Raw genomic sequence first — 24,973 nt, 5'->3', positions numbered from 1 at the left:
GAAACATGAATACATCAATGTTTACATCAAAAACGGCTCAAAGTAAGTCGTCTCAAAACACTTTTAGCAAATCGCTGTGTGCAATAGCTATTAGTTCAACACTTATGAGTTCTGCAGTTTATGCGGCAGAAGAATCTCAAGAAAAGAAAGTGGCTGGTTTAGAAATAATCGAAGTAACCGCCCGTAAAACGACTGAAAACTTACAAGAAACACCGGTTGCTATGACATCAGTTGGCGCAGCCGAGTTAGCTGAAAATGGTATTTCTGTGATGACAGAAGTACAACGTTTCTCGCCAAACACCACACTGCAAACCAGCCGTGGTACTAACTCTACACTAACAGCCTTTATACGTGGTGTTGGTCAACAAGATCCACTTTGGGGTTATGAACCAGGTGTTGGTATTTATGTTGATGACGTCTACTTAGCTAGACCACAAGGTGCGGTATTAGATCTTTTAGATATTGAACGTATCGAAGTATTACGTGGTCCACAAGGGACTTTATACGGTAAAAACACGATTGGTGGTGCCGTTAAGTATGTCACTAAAGAAATGTCTGGTGATGCTGAATTTGACATTCAAGGGACACTTGGCAGCTATAATCAAAAAGATTTAAAAATGACTGGGCAAATGCCTTTAGTTGAAAATACCCTTTACTTAGGTTTTGGTTACGCGAATTTAAATCGAGATGGGTTTGGCGAGTTTTTAATTTCTGATTTACCGAATCAAGATAAAGAAAACTACAACAAGGACTTAACAGCTGCACGTTTAACCTTAGAATATCATGCTACTGATGATATATTTATGCGCTTAGCATGGGATAAAACCCAAGACGACTCAAACGCTAAGGGCGGTTACCGTTTATTACCAAGCTTATTAACCAATGCTCCTGTGCCTAATAATGTTTTTGATTCTTATACCAGTATGCCAACTGAAAATAGTGTTGAATTATCTGGATTAAGTTTTATGGTCAATTGGCAAGCGTCTGACAATTTAGCCTTGAAATATGTCGCGACTTCTCGTGACGGGTATTCAGATACCAACATTGATTTTGACAATACCCCGTTAGATATTTTTGACGTACCAGCTTTCTATGATGATGAAAATAACAGCCATGAATTACAAGCATCGTACAATGGTGAAGGATATAGCATTGTTGGTGGCTTATATTTATATGATGGTGAATCTTGTGGCCATTTCGATGCCATTTTAGGTTTCTTAGGTCGCGCAGCTTATGGCGCTTCATTAGGTGCCACAGGTTTAACGCGTGAAGTAACGGGTTGTAACAACAGTGAAAGTAGCGCGATATACCTACAAAGTAGTATCGATTTATCAGAAAAGCTTTCATTAACATTGGGTGCACGATATACCAAAGAAGATAAAGAAGCTTACGTAAACAACGGTATCGCTTTTTCAAACGTTTACCCAAGTTCTGGTTGGATTGACGGCTACACCAGAGACCCGAGTATCACTTTCCCACAAGTACTAGGTGAAGATACCAATGGCGATGGCACATTAGATGCGCCTAAAAAAGCAGATTGGTCTCAGTTTTCACCGCGTGTAGGTCTTGAATATCAAATGGATAAAGACACCATGATATTTGCCAGTTATTCACAAGGCTTTAAATCAGGTACATTTAACCCACGTGCAACGTTAAACGAAATGGCAGCAAATCCAGAAATTGTTGATACTATCGAATTTGGTATCAAGAAAGATTGGAACGATGAGTTACGTACCAACGTGACATTATTCTCTATTGACCACAAAGATCGTCAATATATTACCATCACACCTGATGCCAATGATCTAACGGTATTGAATCAAAACTTAGGTAACATCAAAGGTTCGACTGGTGACGGGGTTGAAGCTGAAGTTACTTGGGCTGCAACCGATGATTTAAGAATCGACTTTTCTTTCGGTTATATTGATTCAGAAATAGAAGATGATCCTACGGTAGCCGTGCCATTAGTTGGCATATCTAACACACCTAAGTACACAATGAACCTTGCAGCAAATTATACCTTAGATACTGACATAGGTTATTTTGTCTTTAGTGGCGGATATTACTACCGTGACGAATATCTTTTATTTGAAGATAGCGACATGTTAACCCAAGACGGCTATGGCAATGTAAATGCAAGCATAACTTGGGAAAGTACCGAAGGTAATTGGTACGGTGGTTTACATGGTAAAAACTTAACCGATGAAGAAGTGATGGTTGGTGGTTATAACTTTGCCGTAGACAATGGTGATGGTACTTATGGTGCTGGTTTAGGTGGTGATACGACCTTAATTGGTTACTTTGCCGACCCACGTACTATTCACTTAACTCTAGGGTATAGATTCTAAAATCGCCTATATCGGGGGCGTTATACTAGCGCCCCTCTATTCTTTCGTGTTTAAATAAATGTATTAAGGTCAAACATGAGTATAGAATTTGTGAAGTTAGCCATTGCAGATGACCACCCATTATTTCGTGCAGCACTGACTCAAGCGGCAAAAAAATCATTACCTTTCAGTGAAATTATTGAAGCAGAATCTTTCAACAGTATTATTGATGTGATCCAAGAAAATCCAGACATAGAATTAATTTTTCTTGATTTAAATATGCCTGGCAATGATGGTTTTACCGGCTTAGCGACTATCAGAAACGCTTATCCAGATATACAAGTTGTCATGGTATCGGCGACAGAAGAAGCCAATATTATTAATCGTGCCATTGATTTAGGAGCAAGTGGTTATATACCAAAATCAGCTTCCCTCGATGAAATTTCTGACGCGATAGATTTTGTCTTAGATGGTGAAACTTGGTTACCGCCTGGGATCAATTTATCAACCGAGACACCTTCCGAAGAAAAAGAAATTGCCGAGAAACTAAGCAAATTAACCCCAGCTCAATATCGAGTTTTGCAAATGATTGCCGATGGTTTATTGAATAAACAAATTGCTTATGAAATGAATATACAAGAGCCGACCGTTAAAAATCATGTTTCAGCCATTCTGCAAAAATTTGAAGTGAATAATAGAACACAAGCAAGTACGCTTTTTCAAAAACTAAAACAAACACCAAATAATCACACAAGCCTACAATAAACTTACAGTCAAAAAGTCATTTAATAATAAGTTAATTATAGTAATATCTATAAATCGTCCGATTGATGGATAAACAATATCACTTGTATTAAAACGCTACTTTTCTGTTTACCGGTATTTTATTGTTCTTTGCTGCTTGCTGAAGAAAAGGCTTTGGTGACTGTTTATACCTATCAAGAAAAACCGCCTTTAGTAACAAATGCGACTAAAAAGCAAGGTATGTATTACGACTTTACCCGACGTTTAAATACCATAAGCGCTAAATACCGCTTTGAAATAGTGACTATACCGCGTAAGCGTATTGAACGAATGTTAGCAAGTAATACACTTGACGGCATTTTACTCGGCGTAAATCCAGTATGGTTCTCAGATAAAGAAGAATTAAAGTATCATTGGACCCCTCGTATCTTTAGTGATCGAGATGAAATTGTTTCGTTAATACAACAATCCATTGAATTTATTAAGCCACAATCACTTGAGGGTAAAGTGTTTGGTGGTGTAAGAGGCTTTTACTATTACGGGATCAGTGAATTAATCGCTAAACAGCGGATCATTGAAGTGAATACGGCCCATGAAGTTGACTTATTCTCGATGTTGTTGAATCAACGCATCGACGTGGCGGTCATTAGTCGCTCGACCTTTGATCACATGCTCAAGAAAAACCCATGGAAAAATAAGTTTCATTTATCAAAAAAACCACATGATATATACGATAGAAGAATTCTTGTTCCGCTAAAATATTCAGAGGTTTATCAACATATTGCTCCAATTATTGAAGATTTACAATTTGATAAAGCTTGGCAAAATCACCTTAAAAGCTATTAATCATTTGACGGTTTAACTCGCAACGAGTTTTTTAATGGTTCGTTTTAACGCGGCAGGTTTTACCGGTTTATGAATAAACATAAAACCATTGGCAACGACCTGTTCATGAATATCTTCAGAATGATCAGCCGAATTTATAATCACAGGAATATTCGTTTGAAGCTTGTCGTTGATAAAGACAACGGCATCAACGCCTGTTTTGCCAAAATCTAAATGGTAATCGGCAACAATGATATCAGGCTGTGCTTTCTCGCACTGCTGCAAAGCTTCTTGTTGATCTTTCGCTGTTGAAACCACACAACCCCACTCGGTGAGGCGTTTTTGCATCGCCAGCAGTACTGGCGCGTCATTATCTATCACTAAAACCCGTAAACCGACTAAATCTTTTCTCACGATAGTAGTGGTTTGTTTCGGTGCTATCGAATGGCTTTTAATATTGATCACCGGTAAATATAATGAAAATTGACTGCCTTTCCCTATTTCAGAGGATAATTCGAACTCAATACCTAAAATTTTACAAATACGCGACGTGATCGCTAATCCTAATCCCAGTCCAACTTCTTGATGGTTTTTTTCTACAAGTCGTTTTTCTACTTGTTCAAAGTCGTTAAATATCCTTACCTTATCTTTTTCTGCAATGCCAATACCTGTGTCTGAAATAGTGAGTTTAAGTGAACCTTTAGTCTCTTTTATCGATAAAGTAATTTTACCGTTATCAGTATACCTTACGGCATTAGACAATAAGTTTTGTAAGACTCTACGAAGTAAAGTTTTATCTGAACGCGTGCCGACAGCACATAACTTTTCTTCAAATATTAATCCTTTGTTCTCAGCTATAAGCTTAAATTCATCACAAATAGGGCGAATAAATTCGTCGAAATGAAAATCTTCAACAACCGGCTGAGTGGCACCGGCATCTAATTTAGTTAACTCTAAAATCGAACTTAATAATTGTTCAGCATTACTTAACGAATTATGAATATTTTGACTGAGTTCACGTAGTTCTTTTTTGTCGAGGTGATCAGCTAAAGTGCTATCTTCGGTTTTCTCTGCCAGAATAGACGAAAATAAACTTGCCGCATTAAACGGTTGCAACAAGTCATGACTTAGCGCCGCAAAGTATTTAGTTTTATTAATATTTGCCTGCTCAGCGTCTAACTTTGCTTCTTGTAAATGTTGATTAGCTTGTTGTAAATCTAAGGTACGTTTTTCAACGCGTGACTCGAGATGGGCATTAATTTCTTCCAGTGCCTTTTGCGTTTTCACAAATTCAGTAATATCAGCGTAGGTAGTGACAAATCCCCCTCCGGGTAATGGATTACCAGACATTTCATAGACCTTGCCATTTTTTTGCACCCGTTGAAACCGGTATGATTTGCCTTCTTCTAAGTAAGCAATACGCTTAGCAATTTCAAGCTCACCGTACAAATTAGGAAAATAGCCACGTTTAGCATTAAATTTCAGTACTTCTTCGACCGGTCGACCGACAAAGATTTCCGCTTCAGGGTAATCAAACATTTCAATATATCGCCGATTCCAAGCAACGACTTTCAGGTCTTTATCCACCACAGAAATACCTTGTTCTACATTTTGAATTGTGGCTTGCAATAATGATCGATTAAATCGTAAAAGCTCGCTGGCCTCATCGACAATATCAACGACATCATTTAATAACGCATGGCGTCGTCGTTTCGCTGAATCTAATAGTAATTTAGCAGATGCCCCACCAATAACACCGGCTAGTTCTTGCTCTACCGCTAACTCAAAAGTCACAGGGGCAATATGTTCCCAATTCATGCTATTTGATTGAAAATATTTTGCTAACAACTTATCGGCGAATCGTTGTCCAAAAAAGCGCACCACTAAATTGTATAAATCACGCACGGTCAATGGCGAAGTTCTTTGCTGATTATTTTTTTGTTGATTATCAGAATCAATAAAATGAATAGCCTGCATTTGCTCACTGATATCAGGAGCACTCACTAATGAATAATAAACAAAAACCGCCAAACTTGATGCTAAACTCACCACAACACCATGAGAAATAAAGTCGAGCTCTAAGCCAAACATCATCGTGGGTCTTAACCAAGTAATACCTAAAAAGCCTTGCTCGATTAAACCGTCAATGTTGATAAAAGTTTTATTTAATGAAGGTAATAATAAGGTATATGCCCATAATGACGTACCAACAACAATACTCCGGTAGGCTGCTTTCATATTGGCTTTTCGCCATACTAATCCCAATAATAATGCCGGAGAAAATTGTGCAACCAAAGACATTGCCATTAAACCTGTCACGGCTAATAATTGCGTGTTAGACGTTACTCGATAATAGGCATAAGCCGCCAGTAATATCACCACAATAGTAATGCGGCGTATAATTAATAGTTTATTAGGACTTAATCGCTCTTGTTGATGTAAGCCACTTTCATTGGCTAATAATTTTGGCGTTATTAAATCATTTGACACCATTATGCTCAGTACAATCGTTGCCACAATCACCATACTTGTGGCGGCAGAAAATCCGCCGAGATAAGAAACAATAGTCATAAAATCATTTTCTACCAACATAGGCAGTTGCAACATAAAACTGTCTGAGCCAACCGTTGAGCCATCAAATAATATTAATCCGGCATAGGCAATGGGTAATGCAAAAATGTTTAAGGCAATCATATACAAAGGGAATAGCCAACGAGCAGTATTAAGCTCTTTTTCATTGTCTTGCTCGATAAAGGCCATATGAAATTGTCGAGGCAGACAGAACATCATTAAAATGCCTAAGATGGTTTGAGTGATATAAACATAACTCGGCGGTGAACTTATTCTTTGTACTGCTTGATTATTAGCCGCTTGAGTAAATAAATCATTCACCCCATCAAACATCACATAACAGACAAAAAAGCCAATCGCTAAAAAAGTAAAAAGCTTAATGATCGATTCAAAGGCAATCGCCAACAATAAGCCGGGATTATGCTCAGAAGGGCGAATTCGTCGGGTACCAAATAAAATCGCAAACACCGCTAATGTCACCGTAAACAGTAACGTCACATCAATATTATCTAGTGCGGGTGAGTTTAGTGTTACAACATTAAAACTATTGGTTATCGCTCGAAGCTGTAGTGCAATATAGGGAATAATGGCAAAAAAAGCCGTGATGGTAATGAGACCTGCTAAGCTTGAAGATTTTCCGTAGCGTGAAGAGATAAAGTCAGCCAATGAGGTCAGCGATTGCTCCCGACAAATTCGTGCAACTTTTAGCACTAATGGCCACGCTAAAATGAACACGATAATGGCGCCAGTGTAGGTAGGTGTTAGCCACCAACCTGTTTTAGCGGTTTGTCCTGTCACACCATAAAATGCCCAAGAAGTACAATAAACACCTAAACCTAAACTATAAACTACGGGCTTAGCTTTCGACGATATAGTGTATTTATCGCCGAGATAAGCAATCGCAAAAAGCAGAATTAAGTAGAAAAATGTCAGTAAGACTAATATTGAAATTGGCAGCATATCAGCGAATTATTTTTATTATTTAACGACTATCATAAGTGATTCATAAATTATTGCGAATAGTTCGAAAGTAACAGATGCTTGATCACCTAACAGGTACAGTTATTCTTTAATAAAACCTAAACGTTTTAGATGTTTATCGTAAACCTGTTGGTATTCACCACTGGCTTTAAATTTAACTAAGGCTTGATCAAATTCATCACAATACTGTTGTTGATTAAATCCCATTGAACTAACCACAGGCGGAAAGATAGGATGGATCTGATAATCGGCGGCATCATTAGTACCATGAGTCCAATGTTTTAAACTATGTAGAAATATATACTTATCGCCAATACTCACATCGACAAGATCATTGGCAAGTAATTTTGCTTGATCCATCGGATTCGAAACTTCTTTATAAAATGAAGCCTGTGAAATTGCCTTGTTATAAGCCACACCTAATAGCTTTGTCGCTCCTTGATATGACACCACAGAATATTTTGATAAGACTGAAATATCCTCTATTTGATATGCATTCACTTTTTTACTAATCGCAACATCTGAAAAGCCAAACAGTGGCTGGGTAATGCAACCGGTAATATATTGATTTGATACGATATTAGCCGCACCGTCTAATGCGTTAATATTTAACCCCATTTCTAAACGTGCATTAGAAAGCATATATTGATAGGTTATTGTTTTGTTTGGAATATATCGATAAACACCATCGATTAAATCTTTAAATAAAGCAGGAGAACCAGGCGTTGAAAATAATGGAGGAAAATTGCCGAGGCCAATCACTAACTCTTCCCCATGAGAGATTGACGACTTAAATATGATGAAAATAATCGCAAAGCAATTCAAATAATAAGTGATTAGCTTTGTTATTCTTGTCTTCAAAATGATTATTCCTAGTCAATCACGCCTTTCTTATCATGCCTGATTCTTATAGATTTGTGTATTAAAAAGACAATGATTTACTGAAGCAAGTCATTATTAATAGGGAAAAAGTCTGTTGCGGCATTGATAAGTGAATTAGCCGTTAACACCGTGACCCCATAAACTTGCGTGGTCACTTGATAGTTTTCAGCTACTTTTTTTAACAACAAATCAAAATCGCCATCGCCTGATAATAACACGACAGTATCAACTTCAGGGGCCAATTCCATAACATCAATTGTGATCCCTACATCCCAATCACCTTTGGCAGAGCCGTCAGCACGTTGAATAAAGGGTTTGAGTTTTACATGAAAACCAATATGTTTTAATGCTTTTTGAAATTTATGCTGAGCATCATCACTCCGTTGGATCGCATAGGCGTTAGCATGAACAATCTCACCTTGCTCACTTAATTGTTGCCAAAACTTACGATAATTAAACTGACGCCCAAAAGTATCTCGCGTGGTGTAGTAGATATTTTGTACGTCAACAAAAACGGCAATTTTATTCACTTGGATCCTTTAAAGGCCTAACCTTGTTAATCAATGACACTCGCTTTATTAGGCTAAATTGAAAAAGTAAAACACTTGATGCAATCCTAGTTCGAAATAAGACAAGTCTTTTGATTAATGCTACACTATTTATTCTGATAAGTCTGAGAAAAACAAGATGTTAGCACTACGTTCATTTTTTTATATGCTATTAAAATTTCCCGTTCAATTATGGGTAAAATGTCGGATCGTTGCCGATAAAGTCCTTGAAACTCAACAAGGTAATCACAATAAACCCATTTTTTATATTGTAAGACATCAATCGGCAAGCGATTTATTAACGCTACAAAAAGCCTGTAAAAAATTAAATTTTCCTGATCCTTTAGAGACCATCACCATTGATGGTAAAACTTTCCAGCGCACGCTTTGCTTAGAAAAACCAAGCCAAGTACTCTTTTCAAAAGGCGCCATTAAAGGAAAAGCGAAAGAGCAAGGCCTAGCACTATTAGCATTACATAAAAACAACCCACAGCTTGACGTACAACTGATCCCCGCTAATTTAGTGTGGGGCAGAAAACCTACCATTGAAAAAAATAACGCCAATGTAGGTACCATACTCGCCGACCAAGAATCGCCAAGCTGGTTACGTAAATTTTTTATTGTGTTATTTCTAGGAAGAAATACCCTAGTACGTTTTAGCCAGTCATTGTCATTGCGCTATATGGCAGATAAACATGGAACTGACGATGCAATCGCACGAAAATTATTACGGGTTGCTCGCTTTCATTTTCATCGTCAAAAAATTGCGGCAACAGGACCAAGATTAATGCACCGACAACAAATGTTTAAAGCATTAATGAAAAATCCTTCGATTAAAAAATTAATACAAGACGAAGTGGAAAGCAAAGGACAAAGCGAAGCCGTTGCCAAAAAACACGCCTTAAAAATCATGGATGAAATAGCCGGTGATTATCGCGAATCCATGGTTCGAGTAGGTGAACGCGTGTTGCACTGGCTATGGAATCGTCTTTATCAAGGTATTGAGGTCAACAATGCGAATACCTTACGAGAACTTGCCGATGATGGTCATGAAATCATTTATGTACCTTGTCATCGCAGCCATATGGATTATTTATTACTCACTTATATTATTTATCAACAAGGCCTAGTCACACCAAGGATTGCCGCCGGTATCAATTTAAACTTTTGGCCTGCTGGCCCTATTTTCAGAAAAGCTGGTGCTTTTTTTATTCGTCGTAGTTTTCGCGGTAACCGCATGTATTCCACAATTTTTCGTGAATATTTAGGCTTATTATTTGAACGTGGATATTCAGTGAAATACTATTCAGAAGGTGGTAGAAGTCGAACGGGCAGGTTATTAGATCCTAAAACGGGTATGTTAGCAATGACCATTCAGAGCCTTTTACGAGGAATTAATCGCCCGCTCACCTTAGTGCCTGTCTATTTAGGCTATGAACATGTCATGGAAGTGGGTACTTACCATAAAGAATTAAGCGGTAGTAAAAAGAAAAATGAATCAGTATTTGGAGTGTTTAAAGCCATAAAAAACCTGCGCAATTATGGTAAAGGATTCGTCAACTTTGGCACCCCAATTAACATCAATCAGTTTTTGACCGAGCAAGTGCCAAACTGGAAAGATGATATAGATGCCATCGATCCACAAAAACCAAGCTGGTTAACCCCTAGCGTTAACGTGTTAGCTGATCAAGTGATGGTTGCCATCAACAAGTGTGCGGCGTTAAATGGCGTATCACTAATTGCCTTAATTTTACTGGCAACTAAAAACAAAGCTTTGTCTCGTCAAGAGCTTATAATTCAATTGGATTTCTTTTTAGCGATTCAAAAACAAGCCCCCTATAGTGAGGAACTAACTTTACCAGAGCAAAATGGTGAACAACTACTCAATGATGCAATTACCTTAAATAAAGTCACGGTCGATCAAGATAGTTTTGGCGACATCATTTCACTGAGCGAGTCGGCAGCATTGGAAATGCGCTATTACCGCAATAATATTTTGCACGCTTTTATGCTGCCAGCTTTAGTTTGTCGAATTTTAGAAAAAAATGCCAAAATATCGCAACAAGAATTAGAAAAACAGGTACAGCATATTCTGGTGTTGCTTAAACGAGATTTATTTTTATGGCAAAGTTGTGATGAAATATCTCGACAAGTTTCTCAGGTGCTTGCAACACTCGCTTCGCTTAACACGGCAAAACAAAGTAAAGCAGGCTTTTGGTCATTGATTAATGAGAATAAGACTCTCAGTAGTATTAATTTACTCGGTGAGTGCGCTGACGAAACATTACAAAGACTTACGATCATTTCAATCCTCATCAATCGTTTATCGCCCATCAATAAAAACGATTTTGTCGAAAAAGTGGTCGCTATTGCCAAACGTTTAACGGTGTTAAATAGTATCAATGCCGCAGAATTTATTGATAAGAAAACACAAATGACGTTAATTGATGCAATGCGTGATGAAGGGCTTATACAGACGGATGAAGATGGTTTGTTACTGGCCAACAGTACCTTAGATATTACCCGCTCATATGTGACTAATTTAGTGGATATTTCCGTGTTACAAAGTATTTTACGGTAACGAGGTAACGACGCTTTTTAATCACGTTAGTGCTTTTAGCATAACAGCATTAATCAGCGTCACTTTTATATAAATCATGGCTAAGCTTGTCGATTGGTTGCTTCGTTATAAGTATTCAATGTAAACACCGACAAATATAATCAACCCAACCCAGTGGTTATTTAAAAACGCTTTAAAGCAATTGTCTCTATCCCGATTTACAATCAGCATTTGTTGATAACAAAATAACCCTGCGCTTAAAACTAACGCTAATTGAAAAGGCCAACCAAACGCTAAAATATCACCGACGGTAAATAACAGCGCTAAGGTCATTAATTGCAAAAAGCCAACAATGCGTTTGTCATGTTTGCCAAACAAAATAGCCGTGGATTTCACCCCTATTTTCAAGTCATCGTCACGATCAACCATGGCATACATAGTATCGTAGGCGACTGTCCATAATACATTGGCAAAAAATAATAACCAAGCCACAACAGGGATCTCGCCTTGCAGTTCGGCAAATGCCATGATCATTCCCCAACTAAAAGCAGCCCCTAAAACCACTTGGGGTAATTGGGTATAACGTTTCATAAAGGGATAACTTGCCGCTAACAACAACGCAATCATCGATAAATAAATTGTATAAAGGGAGAGGGTTAACACTAGCGCAATCGCGCCACCAATGAGAAAAGCAAATAAGCTTAATGCTTGTTCACTGGTCATAGCTCCTGAAACTAAAGGTCTGTGGGCTGTTCTTTTTACCTTGCCATCCACTTTTCTATCGGCAAAGTCATTGATTACACAGCCTGCACTTCGCATAATAAAAACGCCGAGTGAAAAAACCAAAATAAGATGCAAATTAGGAAAGCCATCTGCGGCAATCCACAATGCCCAAAAGGTTGGCCACAATAATAAATAAGTGCCGATAGGCTTATCCATACGGGTAATTTGTTTAATTGCCAGCCACTTATTTGACCAAGCTTGTTTTTGATTGATACTCATTGGTTAACTTTATCTTGATAGGCAAAAGAGTTAGGTAAAAAGACTTCCGCCACCATTAATGGTTTGTCATTGACCACAAAGACAGAACGTCTACCCCATAAAGGATCAACGACACTTAGTTGATAATAACTCGCTAGTTCAGCTACCTTAGACTGCTGATCAAAACTTGCCACTTCTATACCTTTACGTTTGAGTTCTGGGTGGTTAAATATTACTTGCCCTAACGATTGCTCACCTAATTTAGCTAAATGCGCTTCCTTGCCTGTTAATGATCGTAAAGGTAATAAACTTCGGGCAAAAACTTGCGGCTTATTATCACAAAAAAGCAGTACTTCTCGCACCAACACTTCTTCACCAGCGAGGATATCTTCGTTACTCTCATCTACAGAACAGGTTTCAATACATTGCCCTAACACTTGCACTCGAAAATCTTGACAGTGTTGCTTTAATCTTGCCGTTAACGAACTCGGATCTAATAACCAGTCTTGAAGATAAAGATTTAATTGGGTGGGGTTTTCTCGACACCATTTTGTATGCAACTGCACAGGAAATAAATGATGAGGTTGAGTTTGTTGTACCATGAAATATTTAAACCATTTACGACGAAAGCGCGCGTATGATATCAGGTTTTTATTTCTAGCCAAACCACTGACGGTATGCGACTTTCAATATAATTCTGATTATTAAAATAAATAAAATGAAAAATTTCACTAAAATCGCTACAATTAATGCCGATAACTTAGCATTACTTATCGTAACTTTTATTTTTCTAGGACGTAGTCTATATGCTTAAAAGCTTTCTTATACTTTTCATCACACTAATCACCGTTAATCAAACAAAAGCGGCCGACTATGCTTACTTTGGTTTCGAACCTGAGATCATTACCAATTATGTCGCGGTAAAAAAGAAGATGGGTTATGTCAGACTCACCGTTGAATTGATGATTGAAGATTCGTCCAATTTCGAAGCAGTAGAACACCATTCTCCGTTATTACGTGATGCCATTATTAATATTATTGGTCAACAACCAGAAGCAAAGATTAAATCCATTAATGGTCGCCATGAAATACAAAAGCTTTGTGAAGAGCAAGTAAAAAGCTTATTAACCAAAGAAACCGGACAACCATTAATCAAAAAATTACTGTTTACGCAATGGCTAGATAACTAAGCAATGTCAATAAAAAGTAGCTGAAAAATCGGCTACTTTTCAATATGTTTAGCTGGGTTGGCAAACCTTAACCAAGCTAAAAAACATCCTGATATTAACCCTAATAAATGCGCTGTATTGGCCATTTTCACCGGCAACACATCAACAAAGCCGAGTAACAACCAAAATAATAAAAAACCAATAATGGCTTTAGATAACACTAAACCTTTTTCCGGTGCTAACCAACCAGCCCACCAAACGTAACCCACCACAGCATAAACAACACCTGACAAGCCCCCAAAATTTGGACCTGAAACTATAAATTGGCCGAGGTTTGATACAATAGCCGACAACAAAAATAACTGGATCAACTCGGCTTTGCCCATCACTTTTTCGATACTGCCACCTAATTGCCACCACCACATGGTGTTAAAGGCAATATGTAATAATGAAAAATGAAAGAAAACCGGCCCGATTAAACGAAAAGGATTTTCAAAAAAATGGGCTACGCTCAGTTTATTAAAGAAATGAATTTCGTTAAATATGGTCATTTGCCAACCTAAAATACTGCCCAGATAAATCAACCAGCACAAAGCGAAAACGCTTAACGTCACAACACCAGCATGTGCTAAAAACTGCTGTTTGAAGGTCGAAATGAATGAAGGACCATTCTGCACAATATTTGTGGTTTCACTGCTTTGCCAAGCCGCTTGTTGATATTTCACATCATGAGGATTTTCAATAAATTCATTGAAAATCTCGCGCGCTTGTTCGTATCGTTCAGGTGAACATAAAATCACAAACTGCTCATCTTCAATCTGCACGGCACTTTCAATATTTTGGCTGATTAAATAGTTTGAGAATAGCAGGGCAATATTATGTTGATGAACACTAACCAGCGGTTGTAAAGAATGTGATGAACCCGTCATGAATCTGCATTACTTCCTGAAGCGACCAAATCAGGATAATGTAATTGCCAATCAACAAAGCCACCATCAAGTGAGTAAACTTCCGTAAAATCTTGACTAAGCAGGAACTGAGCGGCTTGTTGACTAGAATTACCATGATAGCAGCAAACGACCACAGGCGCGTCAATGTCTGCTTCACGAATAAAAGTTGATAAATTATCGTTCGTTAAATGAATTGAATCAGGAATATGACCAGCCTGAAATGAATTAGGATCTCGAATATCAACCACCACATGACTCTTATCATTAATCACCGCATGTAATTCGCTGATATGCATATGTTTAAAACCTGCTTCACTCACTTTTCATACTCCTATTATTCTCACTAGTACTTATGGATAAATCCCGCAATTTATTTAGTCTACGATATGACTGTAGAGGTGACTGCTTAATTAATCTTCCCAGTTAAGAATTACTTTACCTGATAAACCTGAACGCATGATATCAAAACCTTGTTGAAAATCATCGATATTAAAATGATGAGTAATGATAGGCGACAGATCTAATCCCGATTGAATTAAGCTTGCCATTTTATACCAAGTTTCAAACATTTCGCGACCATAAATACCTTTTATTGTTAATCCTTTGAAAATAACTTGGCTCCAATCGATTGCCATGTCGTTTCCTGGTATGCCTAACATGGCAATTTTGCCGCCGTTATTCATATTGGCAAGCATATCGGTAAAGGCCATAGGTACACCAGACATTTCCATACCCACATCAAACCCTTCTGTCATGCCTAGATCATTCATGACATCTTTTAAGTTTTCTTGGCTAACATTCACTGCACGAGTTGCGCCCATTTTTTTTGCTAAATCAAGACGGTATTCATTTACATCGGTGATCACAACATGCCTTGCGCCAACATGTTTCGCCACGGCTGCTGCCATAATACCGATAGGACCGGCACCAGTAATTAACACGTCTTCTCCGACTAAATCAAAAGATAATGCGGTATGCACTGCATTACCGAAAGGGTCGAAAATCGCAGCTAAATCATCTGAAATTTCATCAGGAAGTTTAAAGGCGTTATAGGCGGGAATAACCAAGTATTCAGCAAAACTGCCTTCACGATCTACCCCAACCCCCACGGTATTTCGACACAAATGGGTACGACCACCTCGACAATTTCGGCAATGGCCACAGGTAATATGCCCTTCGCCAGAGACGCGATCGCCGATAGAAAATCCTTTTACTTCTTGGCCAATACCAACAACTTCACCGGCATATTCATGACCGACAACCATAGGAACTGGAATCGTTTTTTGCGCCCAATCATCCCAGTTATAAATATGAATATCGGTACCGCAGATTGCTGTTTTTTTAATTTTGATCAATAAATCGTTATGGCCTACTTGAGGTTTCTCCGATTTAGTCATCCAAATACCTTCTTTGGCATGTAACTTAGCTAATGACTTCATCCTGATCCCCTTAAATTATGCCCATTTCTTTACCAATAGTGGTAAAAGCCGCAATCGCTTTATCAAGCTGCTCTTTGCTATGTGCGGCGGAAATTTGTGTTCGAATACGTGCTTGACCTTTTGGCACCACAGGGAATGAAAAACCAATCACGTAGATACCTTGGCTTAATAAACGGTCTGCCATATCACTGGCCACTTGCGCATCACCTAACATCACAGGAATAATAGCATGATCAGCACCGCCACAAGTAAAGCCAGCCGCTTCCATATTAGTTCTGAAATAGCTCGCGTTATCCTTTAAGGTTTTACGTAGCTCATCACCTTCGGCAAGTAAGTCAATCACTTGAATCGATGCATTAACAATCGCTGGCGCTAATGAATTAGAAAATAAATATGGGCGTGAGCGTTGACGCAACCATTCAACCACTTCTTTTTTTGCAGACGTATAACCGCCTGAAGCGCCGCCCATTGCTTTACCTAATGTACCTGTGATGATATCAACACGTCCCATGACATCACAGTATTCATGACTACCTCGTCCTTGTTCACCGACAAAACCAACCGCATGTGAATCATCAACCATGACCATAGCGTTATATTTATCGGCTAAATCACAAACCGCTTTTAAATTTGCAATCACGCCATCCATCGAGAAAACACCATCGGTTGCAATTAACTTAAAACGTGCCCCAGCTTCATCAGCAGCAATTAATTGTTTTTCTAACTCAACCGCATCGTTATTGGCATATCGATAACGTTTTGCTTTACATAAACGCACACCATCAATAATAGAAGCATGGTTTAAGGCATCAGAAATAATCGCATCTTCAGGGCCTAATAAAGTTTCAAATAAACCGGCATTAGCGTCAAAGCACGACGAATATAAAATGGTATCTTCCATGCCTAAAAAGGCTGATAGTTTTTGTTCTAACGTTTTATGAATGTCTTGCGTACCACAGATAAAACGTACAGATGCCATACCGAAGCCATGCTCATCTAAGCCTGCTTTGGCTGCAGCAATTAACGAAGGATGATTAGCTAGCCCTAAATAATTATTGGCACAAAAGTTAACAACTTCTTCACCAGTATTAACAGCAATTTTTGCTTGTTGAGCGGTCGTGATCACTCGCTCAGCTTTATATAAACCATCAGATTTTACTTGCGCGATTTCACTTGATAAATGTTGATAAAAGTCATTTTTTGCTGAAGAATTTTTCACTTTCAGTCCTTAATAATTGAGCTAACTTGTTGAAGGTCATTATCAGCCTAGTCGAGATCACAAAAAAAGTGACATAATTTATAAATTTGACAATTTTTAGTGTTAAATTGACATATTTATCTGTCATTATGTAAATTACGAGTGACTTTATGTGCATAACAAAGATGAGGACGACTGTGTTAACGGAAAAAGATGAAGAGTTATTATCAATTTTACGCTGTAATGCTAGAGCAAGTATTTCGGATATAGCAAGAGCAACGGGAGTTTCTCGTACCGCAATACAAAATAGATTAACTAAGTTAGAAAATAATGGAGTGATCAAAGCATACAGCGTGGTTCTCGGTCATGAATACATCAACAAGTTGATCACCGCTAATGTTTCTTTAAAAGTAAATCCAAACTTAAGACAAACGATTTGTATAGCGATGCGAAAAACCCATCAAATAAGTCACATTTATTCGATCAGTGGTGAATATGATTTACAAGTGACTATTCAAGCGCAAACCCTTGAAAAATTAAACGAAGTGCTAAATATAGTTTGTTCACTTGAAGGAGTGGAAAGAACCAATTCTTCTATAATTCTCGATACTATTTTTGAACGATAAACGATTTACTTGGCAAGTGTGTCGTTTAGCCAAAGTGCAATATCTTGAGCCAAATAACGTTTACCATTGAGTAACGAGTGACTTTGGCGAATACCTTTAAATATTTTAAAGGTTGAACGTGGATCACCATTCCATTCAAACAATTCTTTTGTGGTTTGATAGGTATTGGTGTGGTGCATTGAACCAAGAAAATAAACAGGAATATCAATTAAGTTTTTAAAATGCTCTTTTTCCATGTAATTTAAAACAGGAGTGATCATCACAAAGCTATTAATACGCATTTTTGCGGCTAAAAAAATAGCTTGTGCAGAAGAACACCCCGCAGAAACTACCGCGACATCTCGATTATTCGCTACTCTTGCTCGTAAATATTGATAAGCCGCCAAGACATCATTTGGCCAATAAGATGAAAGCCTAATAAACTCCGATTGATAAGTTAAAATATCTTTTGAATTTCGTTTGATATCCGTATGCGAAAACTTCTCAGAAACACTGCCACCATAGCCTCTTAAATCCAGAGAAAGTGCATGAATACCATAATTTGATAACTGTTTAGTAAGCTTGTCATAACTGCTACTGTCGTGATCACAATCATGAAGCAACAACACGCCTGATTTATCTGGATTACCGGCAAAGTAATGGCCCGATAGCATAAATTTATCTTCGGTAATAAATTTAACTTGATTAATGGTTTCAGGTGCTTTCTTAGGAACACTTGCCGCTTCTTCTTGGGCAAACCCTTGTATACTGGCACTGCAAATCAATAAGCATGTTATTTGCCTAAACACTCTCTTCAGTTTTTTGCTCAAGTTTGCGGTCAAAGTCATTCCCTATTGATTTTATACATTGCCATATCAGAATACCGCAATTTTTAAAGCTCGGCTAGCATGGCAAATATAGTCAGTTCATTACGGGTTTATCGGCAATTCTTCTCAAAATTTTAACTTTTTGAGCAAAAGTCCAAGCGAAAAACTTAAATAGCCATAGGTAGTATTTAGTGGTCATTGTAGAATCGAGTATACTATCGGTAATTTCATTAAAAGAATGTCTGTTGTGCGTTATTCATTATCCTTATTTATCTATCGAATTACCTTGATCTTACTATTTCCTTTAATACTCTTGGTATTCATTATTCGTTCACATAACCATACGGCTTATCGACAACGAGTGTCTGAACGCTTAGGTTTTGTCAGTAAGCTGTTTAAACAAAATGGCGTCATTGTTCACGCCGCTAGTGTTGGTGAAGTCATCGCGATAACGCCTTTTATCAAACAGTTACTTCGCTATCACCCTAACATCCCCTTGACCATCACAACGTTTACCCCAACGGGCTCCGCACAAGTAATAAAAACATTTAATGATCAGGTACAGCACTGTTATTTACCCTTAGATATTTGGCCTTGTACTTGGTTATTTTTAAAGGCGCTAAAACCAAAAGCCTTGGTATTGATGGAAACCGAATTGTGGCCAAATTTAATCGCGCATTGCCAACAAAAACACATCAAACTCCAATTAATTAACGGCCGATTATCTGATAAATCAATGGCAAGTTATCAAAAACTTAGCTGGTTAATTAAGCCTTGTTTACAACGCTTTGATGCTATTTTGACGCAAAGTGAAGAGAATTATCAAAACTTTATCGCCTTAGGCGCTGATCCGCAAAACTGTCAGATCTCAGGGAATTTAAAGTTCGATTTACAGATCAATCCAGACGTAGCATCAAAACAACAAGTGCTTGAACAGTGTATTACCGAACAACGCCAGATATGGCTGGTCGCCAGCACCCACCCGGGGGACGAGCAACTCACCTTAGATTGTTTTACCACCTTAAGAAAAGAGCATCCAACACTGTTATTAATTTTAGTGCCAAGGCATCCGGAACGTTTCGAAAGCATTTTTCAATTATGCCAACAACATCAGTTTCACACAGTAAAACGAAGCGAACACAACTCGGTAACGATACAAGATGACATTTGGTTAATTGACACTTTAGGTGAACTGCTTCCTGCCTGTGCCTTAGCTGATATTGTTACGATGGGCGGTAGTTTTTCCACTATAGGTGGTCATAACCCATTAGAGCCAGCATTATTTAAAAAAGCCGTTATCGTTGGACACGATATGGCAAATTTCAAAGAAGTACTCAACCAACTACAACAACAACATGGCATTGTACAACTCAACACAAGGCCCTCAAATTCTGCTGATGAAATCACCTCAGCATTATCAAACAAAGTAAATCAATTATTAGTTGACCGTTCAGCGCGCAATAAACTGGGTGAAAATGCTTATAAAGTAGTAAAAGCGAATCAAGGCGCGAGTGAAAAGTCTGTTATCGCCTTAGTTCAGTTAATTGATAACCAATAACACAATGCTTGAAGATCAGATAATTATTGAGCGCTATAATAAAAATTGGCCTGATAAATTTGCTGAAGAAGCAGCTAAGCTCAGCATTGTATTAAGTCAATATATTCAAGGCTCCATAGAACATGTTGGGAGTACTGCGGTACCTGGTCTTTCTGCAAAGCCAATTATTGATATTATGGTTGGTATTCAATCACTTGAACATGCTAAACCTACGATAGAGATGCTTAAACAATATGGCTATTGTTACTATCCATATAAACCTGAGGTTATGCATTGGTTTTGCAAGCCAACTCCAGAAATAAGAACACATCATTTACATTTAATTCCTCACCTAAGTCCTTTATGGCAAGAAAGAATACGGTTTAGGGAGGCACTAAAAGCTGACTCTGAGCTTGCCAACGATTATCAAAACCTTAAATATCAGTTAGCAACACAATTTGCTAAAGATAGAGAAACGTATACGGCAAGAAAATGGCCATTCATTAAAAAAGCGATAAAAAAAAGCCTTATAAAATAAGGCTTAATAGTCAATATAAAAACTAAAAGGGAAACTATATTGTTAAAAAGGCCATTTGAAATGGCGCTAAACTCACTTGGCTTTGCTCATTAACGGTAATCTCTTCAAAGCCATGACCAGTCAATGGCTTAATGTCCGCTATTGATGACTGATACAAGGTTTCATCGGCAGTAAAGTTTGCAATAACCATGATTTTACTTTGTTGATAACTGCGGGTAAAAACCAATCTGTCATCATTACTTTCAATAAACTCAATATCACCATACTGTAAGCAAGGCTGTGTTTTACGCCAATGTAAAAACGTTCGGTATGCCTGCAAAACAGAATCTTTTGATGCTTCTTGCACATCTACGGCATTTTCAATATGGGCTTGGCTAACCGGCAACCATGGCGAATTACTGTCTGAAAAACCTGCGTTTACTTGTTTTTCATACCAAGGCATAGGGGTACGACAACCGTCACGGCCTTTAAATGTTGGCCAAAAAGTTACGCCGTAAGGATCTTGTAAATCGTCGAAAGCAATATCGGCTTCCGTTAAACCAAGTTCTTCACCTTGATAACTACAAACACTACCTCGTAGTGAGGCAAGTAACGCATTAAACATTTTACTCTGTATAGCTGAATGCGCTTTATCGGCCCAACGACTCGCAACACGACTCACGTCATGATTACCTATCGCCCAACAAGGCCAACCATCAGTTAATTTATCTTCAAGAGCTTCTACAGTTGAGCGAATATATTGTGGATTGCCATCAGGTGTCAGCAATTCAAAGCTATACGCCATGTGCAAGCGTTTATCACCTTGTGTATATTCCGCCATGGTTTGTAAAGAATCTTCCGACGATATTTCACCTAAAGTCACCACATTAGGGTATGCATTCATTAAGGTGCGGATCTCTTCCATAAAGGCAATGTTTTCAGGTTGAGTATTATTGTAGTAATGATATTGGAACGCATAAGGGTTATCTTCACTGAACCCTCTTCCTTGACGATCTTCAACGGCTTTCGCCGGATTATCACGCAATAATTTATCATGGAAACAAAAGTTAATAGCGTCTAAACGGAAGCCATCAACACCGTGATCTAACCAAAATTTAACGTTGTCTAAGACTGCTTTTCTCACCTCTTCATTATGAAAGTTTAGATCCGGTTGCGAGGTTAAAAAGTTATGTAAATAATATTGCTGGCGACGAGGTTCCCATTGCCATGCACAGCCGCCAAAAATCGACAACCAATTGTTTGGTGGTGTGCCATCTTCATTGGCATCAGCCCAAACATACCAGTCGGCTTTATCATTGTGTTTGTCTTCACGGCTTTCAATAAACCAAGCATGTTGGTCTGAAGTATGGCTTAGTACTTGATCAATAATAACTTTAAGGTCAAGTTCTTTCGCTTTAGCCATTAATGTATCAAAGTCTTCCATGGTACCGAACATAGGATCGATTTCACGATAATCACTGATATCATAGCCAAAATCTTTCATTGGTGATTTAAAAAAAGGTGAAATCCAAATAGCATCAACCCCTAAGTTTTTTACATAAGGTAGCTTTTGTACGATACCCGCTAAATCACCGATACCATCATGGTTTGCATCCATAAAGCTTCGAGGATAAATTTGATAGATAACGGCGCCACGCCACCAAGGTTGATTTTCCATAACAGTCCACTTTACGTTTACAAAACAAAAAACAGAGTAATCACTTTACTTTGTTGTTCATTCTTCACTTCTTTTTATTGATGCCATAAGCATAAGTAGCCACTAATTATTGTGCAATAACACTGCATACGTATGCATGACTATTTAGGCTTATTTTTGTTATGCATACGTATGTAATTTTTATACATAACCAATTGATGTTTGTAGTATGAATGTCATATCTTACTTTTAACTGTTGTTGACGATTGAATTGCTATGAAAAAAACCATAAAAAATAACCTAGCTTTACCGCTGCTTAGTTTTATTATCAGTATATTCCCTTCTTACTTTGCACTTGCCTTTGCAGCAGTAATGGTTCCTGCAGAAACAGTTACCGCCCCCAAAAAAATATTGGCTAAAGACTTAGTGCATTATTCAACACGAGATATTAAAGACGATGTCTTTTATTTTGTTTTGCCTGATAGGTTCAGTAATGGCGATACCTCGAATGATGAAGGTTCAAACACTAAAGTTATTTCACAAGGTGGTTTCGACCCAAGCAATAAAATGGCTTTTCACGGGGGCGATTTACCAGGGTTAACCGCCAAACTACCTTACCTTGAAAATTTAGGCGTCACCGCTATTTGGCTAACTCCGATATTACGCAATCAAGCCGTGCAAGGAGACATCACTGGTTACCATGGTTATTGGGTTTTAGATTTTACTGAAATAGATCCTCATTTAGGCAGTAATGCTGATTTGAAATCATTTATCCGTCAAGCACACCAAAAAAATATCAAAGTGTTTTTTGATATCATCACTAACCACACCGCCGATGTAGTCAAATATAAAGAATGTCACGGTGAAGACGGCTCAGGATGGTCTGAAAGTGGCGAAGCTTGCCCGTATATTTCTTTAGCCGAAATAGCAAAAGGAAAAACTTACACCACGATCGTACCGAAAAAAAATCAACAGTTAAAAACACCCGCTTGGCTCAATGACCCTAAGCATTATCACAACCAAGGCGATTCAACTTTTCAAGGGGAAAACTCACTAAACGGTGACTTTTTTGGTTTAGATGATTTAAACACTGAATCGCCTGAAGTGGTCAATGGCATGATCGATATTTATCAAAATATTATCAGTGAATTTAAACCTGATGGGTTTCGCATAGATACGGTTAAACATGTCAACATTGAATTCTGGCAACAATTTATTCCCGCACTTGAGCAGCATGCTAAACAACAAGGTATCGCTAACTTTTTCATGTTTGGTGAAGTCTATAGCGGCGATCCGAAAGAACTCAGCAGCTTTACCACCAAAGGCAAGTTACCTTCTGTGCTCGACTTTGGTTTACAGTCTGCGCTATATCAAACTTTAATTGAACAGAAAGGTACCAATAAATTAGCTGAGCTTTTTGCCCAAGACAGCTTATATAAAAATGCCAATGAATTACTGAATTTCACGGGCAATCATGACATGGGACGCTTTGCTTATTTGCTCAATGCAAAAGAAAAGCAATTTAATGAACAAGAAACGAGCGCGCGTGTAGCACTGGCAACCGCTATCACCTTTTTTGCTCGCGGTGTTCCTGTCATCTATTATGGTGATGAACAAGGTTTTGTTGGCGATGGCGGCAATCATGATTCGCGTCAAGATATGATGCCGTCGAAAGTTGCGAGTTATAATAACGACAAGCTATTGCTTAACCATAAAACTACCGCTGACGAAAACTTTGATCAACAACACCCGCTTTATCAACTTTTTGCATCATTCGCTCAAATATTTCATCAACATCCTGCACTTAGGCATGGCCAACAACAAACCATATACTCAAGTGAACAAGCGGGAATTTTTGCTCTATCGAGAAGTCTTGCCGATCAACAATACCTTGTTGTTTTTAATACTTCAGCACATGAGAAGCCGTTGTCATTGCCTCTCCATGCGAATTATCACTTGCTCCATAGTAGCCATCAAGCGCCAGCATTATTAAGCAGTAAAGTCACTCATCAAGCCCTTGCTGGATTGAGCTTTGCTATTTATCAACAAAGGTAGTCTAATGTGATTGTTCGAAAGCATGCGCTTTCGACAATCCATGTCAACTAACACACAGCTCATAGCTTCAGCAAACGGTTGTTATTAACACTATCGAGGAAGAAACATTGACAACTGCGATTACTTTTCGAGCATTAACCCGCGATGATTTATCTGCCGTCAAAGCGATAATTGACGATACCGAGATGTTTCCTTCTGAAATGCTTGATGACATGGCTGCACCTTTTTTTGACGATGCAGACTCGCAAGATTTATGGTTCGTTGCCTGTACTGATGAAGTGATTGGTATCGCTTATTGTGCGCCAGAAAGAATGACAGATGGTACGTGGAATTTATTGTTGATCGCCATTGCCCCTAATTGCCAAGGTCAAGGAGCTGGCAAACAGTTTATGGCGTTTATTGAACAGCACATTAAAAATAATCCTGGGCGAATATTGCTCGTTGAAACATCCGGTTTACCTGAATACGCATTAACACGAAACTTTTATCCACAATGTGGTTATGTGCAAGTTGCTTGTATTCCGGACTTTTATCAAGCCGGTGATGATAAAATTGTTTTTCTAAAAAAGCTAACGTAGCAACTAATTTGATTAGTTAATC

21 protein-coding genes are annotated in these 24,973 nt (G+C 38.2%); 10 read left to right on the top strand and 11 right to left on the bottom strand.

Going from position 1 to position 24,973, the window contains the following annotated elements; genetic code table 11:
- Nucleotides 1-17 precede the first annotated feature (17 nt).
- From ABXH06_RS09295 to ABXH06_RS09285, 3 genes are all read left to right on the top strand, one after another.
- Nucleotides 18-2,348, top strand: coding sequence for a TonB-dependent receptor (locus ABXH06_RS09295; protein WP_311581863.1), 2,331 nt, complete (start codon nt 18-20; stop codon nt 2,346-2,348).
- Between the two features lie 75 nt (nt 2,349-2,423).
- Nucleotides 2,424-3,092 (top strand): response regulator, encoded by a 669-nt coding sequence (locus ABXH06_RS09290; RefSeq protein WP_353518065.1) that lies wholly within the window; start codon nt 2,424-2,426, stop codon nt 3,090-3,092.
- Between the two features lie 156 nt (nt 3,093-3,248).
- The gene (locus ABXH06_RS09285) at nt 3,249-3,917 is read left to right on the top strand and encodes a substrate-binding periplasmic protein (RefSeq protein WP_353518064.1); all 669 of its coding nucleotides are present in this window, start codon (nt 3,249-3,251) and stop codon (nt 3,915-3,917) included.
- Nucleotides 3,918-3,929: 12 nt separating this feature from the next.
- Here the strand turns inward: ABXH06_RS09285 and ABXH06_RS09280 are convergent, their stop codons facing one another.
- The 3 genes from ABXH06_RS09280 to ABXH06_RS09270 form a co-directional block, all read right to left on the bottom strand.
- Nucleotides 3,930-7,427: a hybrid sensor histidine kinase/response regulator gene (locus ABXH06_RS09280; RefSeq protein WP_353518063.1), complete on the bottom strand. Its 3,498-nt coding sequence runs from the start codon at nt 7,425-7,427 to the stop codon at nt 3,930-3,932.
- A gap of 102 nt (nt 7,428-7,529) precedes the next feature.
- On the bottom strand, nt 7,530-8,210 hold the full coding sequence (locus ABXH06_RS09275) for a transporter substrate-binding domain-containing protein (RefSeq protein ID WP_353518062.1): 681 nt from the start codon (nt 8,208-8,210) through the stop codon (nt 7,530-7,532).
- Nucleotides 8,211-8,386: 176 nt separating this feature from the next.
- Nucleotides 8,387-8,860, bottom strand: a complete 474-nt coding sequence (locus ABXH06_RS09270; RefSeq protein WP_353518061.1) for a LabA-like NYN domain-containing protein — start codon at nt 8,858-8,860, stop codon at nt 8,387-8,389.
- A gap of 157 nt (nt 8,861-9,017) precedes the next feature.
- Here ABXH06_RS09270 and plsB point away from each other — a divergent pair, with 157 nt between their 5' ends.
- A complete protein-coding gene (plsB, locus tag ABXH06_RS09265; protein WP_353518060.1) occupies nt 9,018-11,459 on the top strand; it encodes a glycerol-3-phosphate 1-O-acyltransferase PlsB in 2,442 nt (813 codons plus the stop codon).
- 105 nt (nt 11,460-11,564) lie between these two features.
- Here the strand turns inward: plsB and ubiA are convergent, their stop codons facing one another.
- Together ubiA and ABXH06_RS09255 are read right to left on the bottom strand one after the other, a co-directional pair.
- Entirely contained in the window at nt 11,565-12,440 is an 876-nt protein-coding gene (gene ubiA / locus ABXH06_RS09260) for a 4-hydroxybenzoate octaprenyltransferase (RefSeq protein WP_353518059.1), read from the bottom strand.
- Nucleotides 12,437-13,021, bottom strand: coding sequence for a chorismate--pyruvate lyase family protein (locus ABXH06_RS09255; protein ID WP_353518058.1), 585 nt, complete (start codon nt 13,019-13,021; stop codon nt 12,437-12,439). Before ABXH06_RS09255 ends, ubiA begins: the two co-directional genes overlap by 4 nt.
- Nucleotides 13,022-13,225: 204 nt before the next feature.
- Between ABXH06_RS09255 and ABXH06_RS09250 the strand changes: the two genes are divergently transcribed.
- Nucleotides 13,226-13,609: a flagellar basal body-associated protein FliL gene (locus ABXH06_RS09250; protein WP_311581657.1), complete on the top strand. Its 384-nt coding sequence runs from the start codon at nt 13,226-13,228 to the stop codon at nt 13,607-13,609.
- Nucleotides 13,610-13,641: 32 nt separating this feature from the next.
- Here the strand turns inward: ABXH06_RS09250 and glpG are convergent, their stop codons facing one another.
- The 4 genes from glpG to ABXH06_RS09230 all read right to left on the bottom strand — a co-directional run bounded on the left by glpG (nt 13,642) and on the right by ABXH06_RS09230 (nt 17,196).
- Nucleotides 13,642-14,517 carry a rhomboid family intramembrane serine protease GlpG gene (gene glpG / locus ABXH06_RS09245; protein ID WP_353518057.1) on the bottom strand — a complete coding sequence of 292 codons (876 nt, stop codon included), beginning with the start codon at nt 14,515-14,517 and terminating at the stop codon, nt 13,642-13,644.
- Complete coding sequence (gene glpE / locus ABXH06_RS09240) at nt 14,514-14,858, bottom strand: thiosulfate sulfurtransferase GlpE (RefSeq protein ID WP_432280236.1); 345 nt, start codon at nt 14,856-14,858, stop codon at nt 14,514-14,516. The genes glpG and glpE overlap by 4 nt, the downstream gene beginning before the upstream one ends.
- A gap of 90 nt (nt 14,859-14,948) precedes the next feature.
- Nucleotides 14,949-15,977 carry an L-threonine 3-dehydrogenase gene (gene tdh, locus ABXH06_RS09235; protein WP_353518056.1) on the bottom strand — a complete coding sequence of 343 codons (1,029 nt, stop codon included), beginning with the start codon at nt 15,975-15,977 and terminating at the stop codon, nt 14,949-14,951.
- Nucleotides 15,978-15,987: 10 nt separating this feature from the next.
- Nucleotides 15,988-17,196, bottom strand: a complete 1,209-nt coding sequence (locus tag ABXH06_RS09230) for a glycine C-acetyltransferase (RefSeq protein ID WP_311581663.1) — start codon at nt 17,194-17,196, stop codon at nt 15,988-15,990.
- 176 nt (nt 17,197-17,372) lie between these two features.
- Between ABXH06_RS09230 and ABXH06_RS09225 the strand changes: the two genes are divergently transcribed.
- Nucleotides 17,373-17,801: an Lrp/AsnC family transcriptional regulator gene (locus tag ABXH06_RS09225; RefSeq protein ID WP_311581665.1), complete on the top strand. Its 429-nt coding sequence runs from the start codon at nt 17,373-17,375 to the stop codon at nt 17,799-17,801.
- A 5-nt stretch (nt 17,802-17,806) separates the two neighbouring features.
- On the opposite strand, the gene ABXH06_RS09220 is transcribed toward ABXH06_RS09225, so the two are convergent.
- Nucleotides 17,807-18,622, bottom strand: a complete 816-nt coding sequence (locus tag ABXH06_RS09220) for an alpha/beta hydrolase (RefSeq protein ID WP_353518055.1) — start codon at nt 18,620-18,622, stop codon at nt 17,807-17,809.
- Between the two features lie 232 nt (nt 18,623-18,854).
- Between ABXH06_RS09220 and waaA the strand changes: the two genes are divergently transcribed.
- Entirely contained in the window at nt 18,855-20,165 is a 1,311-nt protein-coding gene (waaA, locus tag ABXH06_RS09215; protein WP_353518054.1) for a lipid IV(A) 3-deoxy-D-manno-octulosonic acid transferase, read from the top strand.
- Between the two features lie 4 nt (nt 20,166-20,169).
- On the top strand, nt 20,170-20,682 hold the full coding sequence (locus ABXH06_RS09210) for a GrpB family protein (protein ID WP_353518053.1): 513 nt from the start codon (nt 20,170-20,172) through the stop codon (nt 20,680-20,682).
- A 34-nt stretch (nt 20,683-20,716) separates the two neighbouring features.
- Here ABXH06_RS09210 and ABXH06_RS09205 read toward each other — a convergent pair whose 3' ends face one another.
- On the bottom strand, nt 20,717-22,339 hold the full coding sequence (locus ABXH06_RS09205; RefSeq protein WP_353518052.1) for an alpha-glucosidase: 1,623 nt from the start codon (nt 22,337-22,339) through the stop codon (nt 20,717-20,719).
- Between the two features lie 255 nt (nt 22,340-22,594).
- On the opposite strand from ABXH06_RS09205, the gene ABXH06_RS09200 reads away from it, so the two are divergent.
- Both ABXH06_RS09200 and ABXH06_RS09195 read left to right on the top strand, forming a co-directional pair.
- The gene (locus ABXH06_RS09200; RefSeq protein ID WP_353518051.1) at nt 22,595-24,373 is read left to right on the top strand and encodes an alpha-amylase family glycosyl hydrolase; all 1,779 of its coding nucleotides are present in this window, start codon (nt 22,595-22,597) and stop codon (nt 24,371-24,373) included.
- A gap of 107 nt (nt 24,374-24,480) precedes the next feature.
- Complete coding sequence (locus tag ABXH06_RS09195; protein ID WP_353518050.1) at nt 24,481-24,951, top strand: GNAT family N-acetyltransferase; 471 nt, start codon at nt 24,481-24,483, stop codon at nt 24,949-24,951.
- Nucleotides 24,952-24,973: the final 22 nt, after the last annotated feature.

Origin of the sequence: Thalassotalea sp. SU-HH00458, assembly GCF_040362795.1 — a bacterium.
Classification (GTDB): Bacteria; Pseudomonadota; Gammaproteobacteria; order Enterobacterales; family Alteromonadaceae; genus Thalassotalea_H; species Thalassotalea_H castellviae.
This window is presented reverse-complemented; position numbering and strand designations above follow the sequence as displayed.

Bases quoted from the DNA above. Each gene is read 5' to 3' on its own strand.
- ABXH06_RS09295 (WP_311581863.1), top strand. From the start codon at position 18: ATGTTTACATCAAAAACGGCTCAAAGTAAGTCGTCTCAAAACACTTTT.
- ABXH06_RS09290 (WP_353518065.1), top strand. From the start codon at position 2,424: ATGAGTATAGAATTTGTGAAGTTAGCCATTGCAGATGACCACCCATTA.
- ABXH06_RS09280 (WP_353518063.1), bottom strand. From the start codon at position 7,427: ATGCTGCCAATTTCAATATTAGTCTTACTGACATTTTTCTACTTAATT.
- plsB (WP_353518060.1), top strand. From the start codon at position 9,018: ATGTTAGCACTACGTTCATTTTTTTATATGCTATTAAAATTTCCCGTT.
- ubiA (WP_353518059.1), bottom strand. From the start codon at position 12,440: ATGAGTATCAATCAAAAACAAGCTTGGTCAAATAAGTGGCTGGCAATT.
- ABXH06_RS09255 (WP_353518058.1), bottom strand. From the start codon at position 13,021: ATGGTACAACAAACTCAACCTCATCATTTATTTCCTGTGCAGTTGCAT.
- ABXH06_RS09250 (WP_311581657.1), top strand. From the start codon at position 13,226: ATGCTTAAAAGCTTTCTTATACTTTTCATCACACTAATCACCGTTAAT.
- glpG (WP_353518057.1), bottom strand. From the start codon at position 14,517: ATGACGGGTTCATCACATTCTTTACAACCGCTGGTTAGTGTTCATCAA.
- tdh (WP_353518056.1), bottom strand. From the start codon at position 15,977: ATGAAGTCATTAGCTAAGTTACATGCCAAAGAAGGTATTTGGATGACT.
- ABXH06_RS09210 (WP_353518053.1), top strand. From the start codon at position 20,170: ATGCTTGAAGATCAGATAATTATTGAGCGCTATAATAAAAATTGGCCT.
- ABXH06_RS09205 (WP_353518052.1), bottom strand. From the start codon at position 22,339: ATGGAAAATCAACCTTGGTGGCGTGGCGCCGTTATCTATCAAATTTAT.
- ABXH06_RS09200 (WP_353518051.1), top strand. From the start codon at position 22,595: ATGAAAAAAACCATAAAAAATAACCTAGCTTTACCGCTGCTTAGTTTT.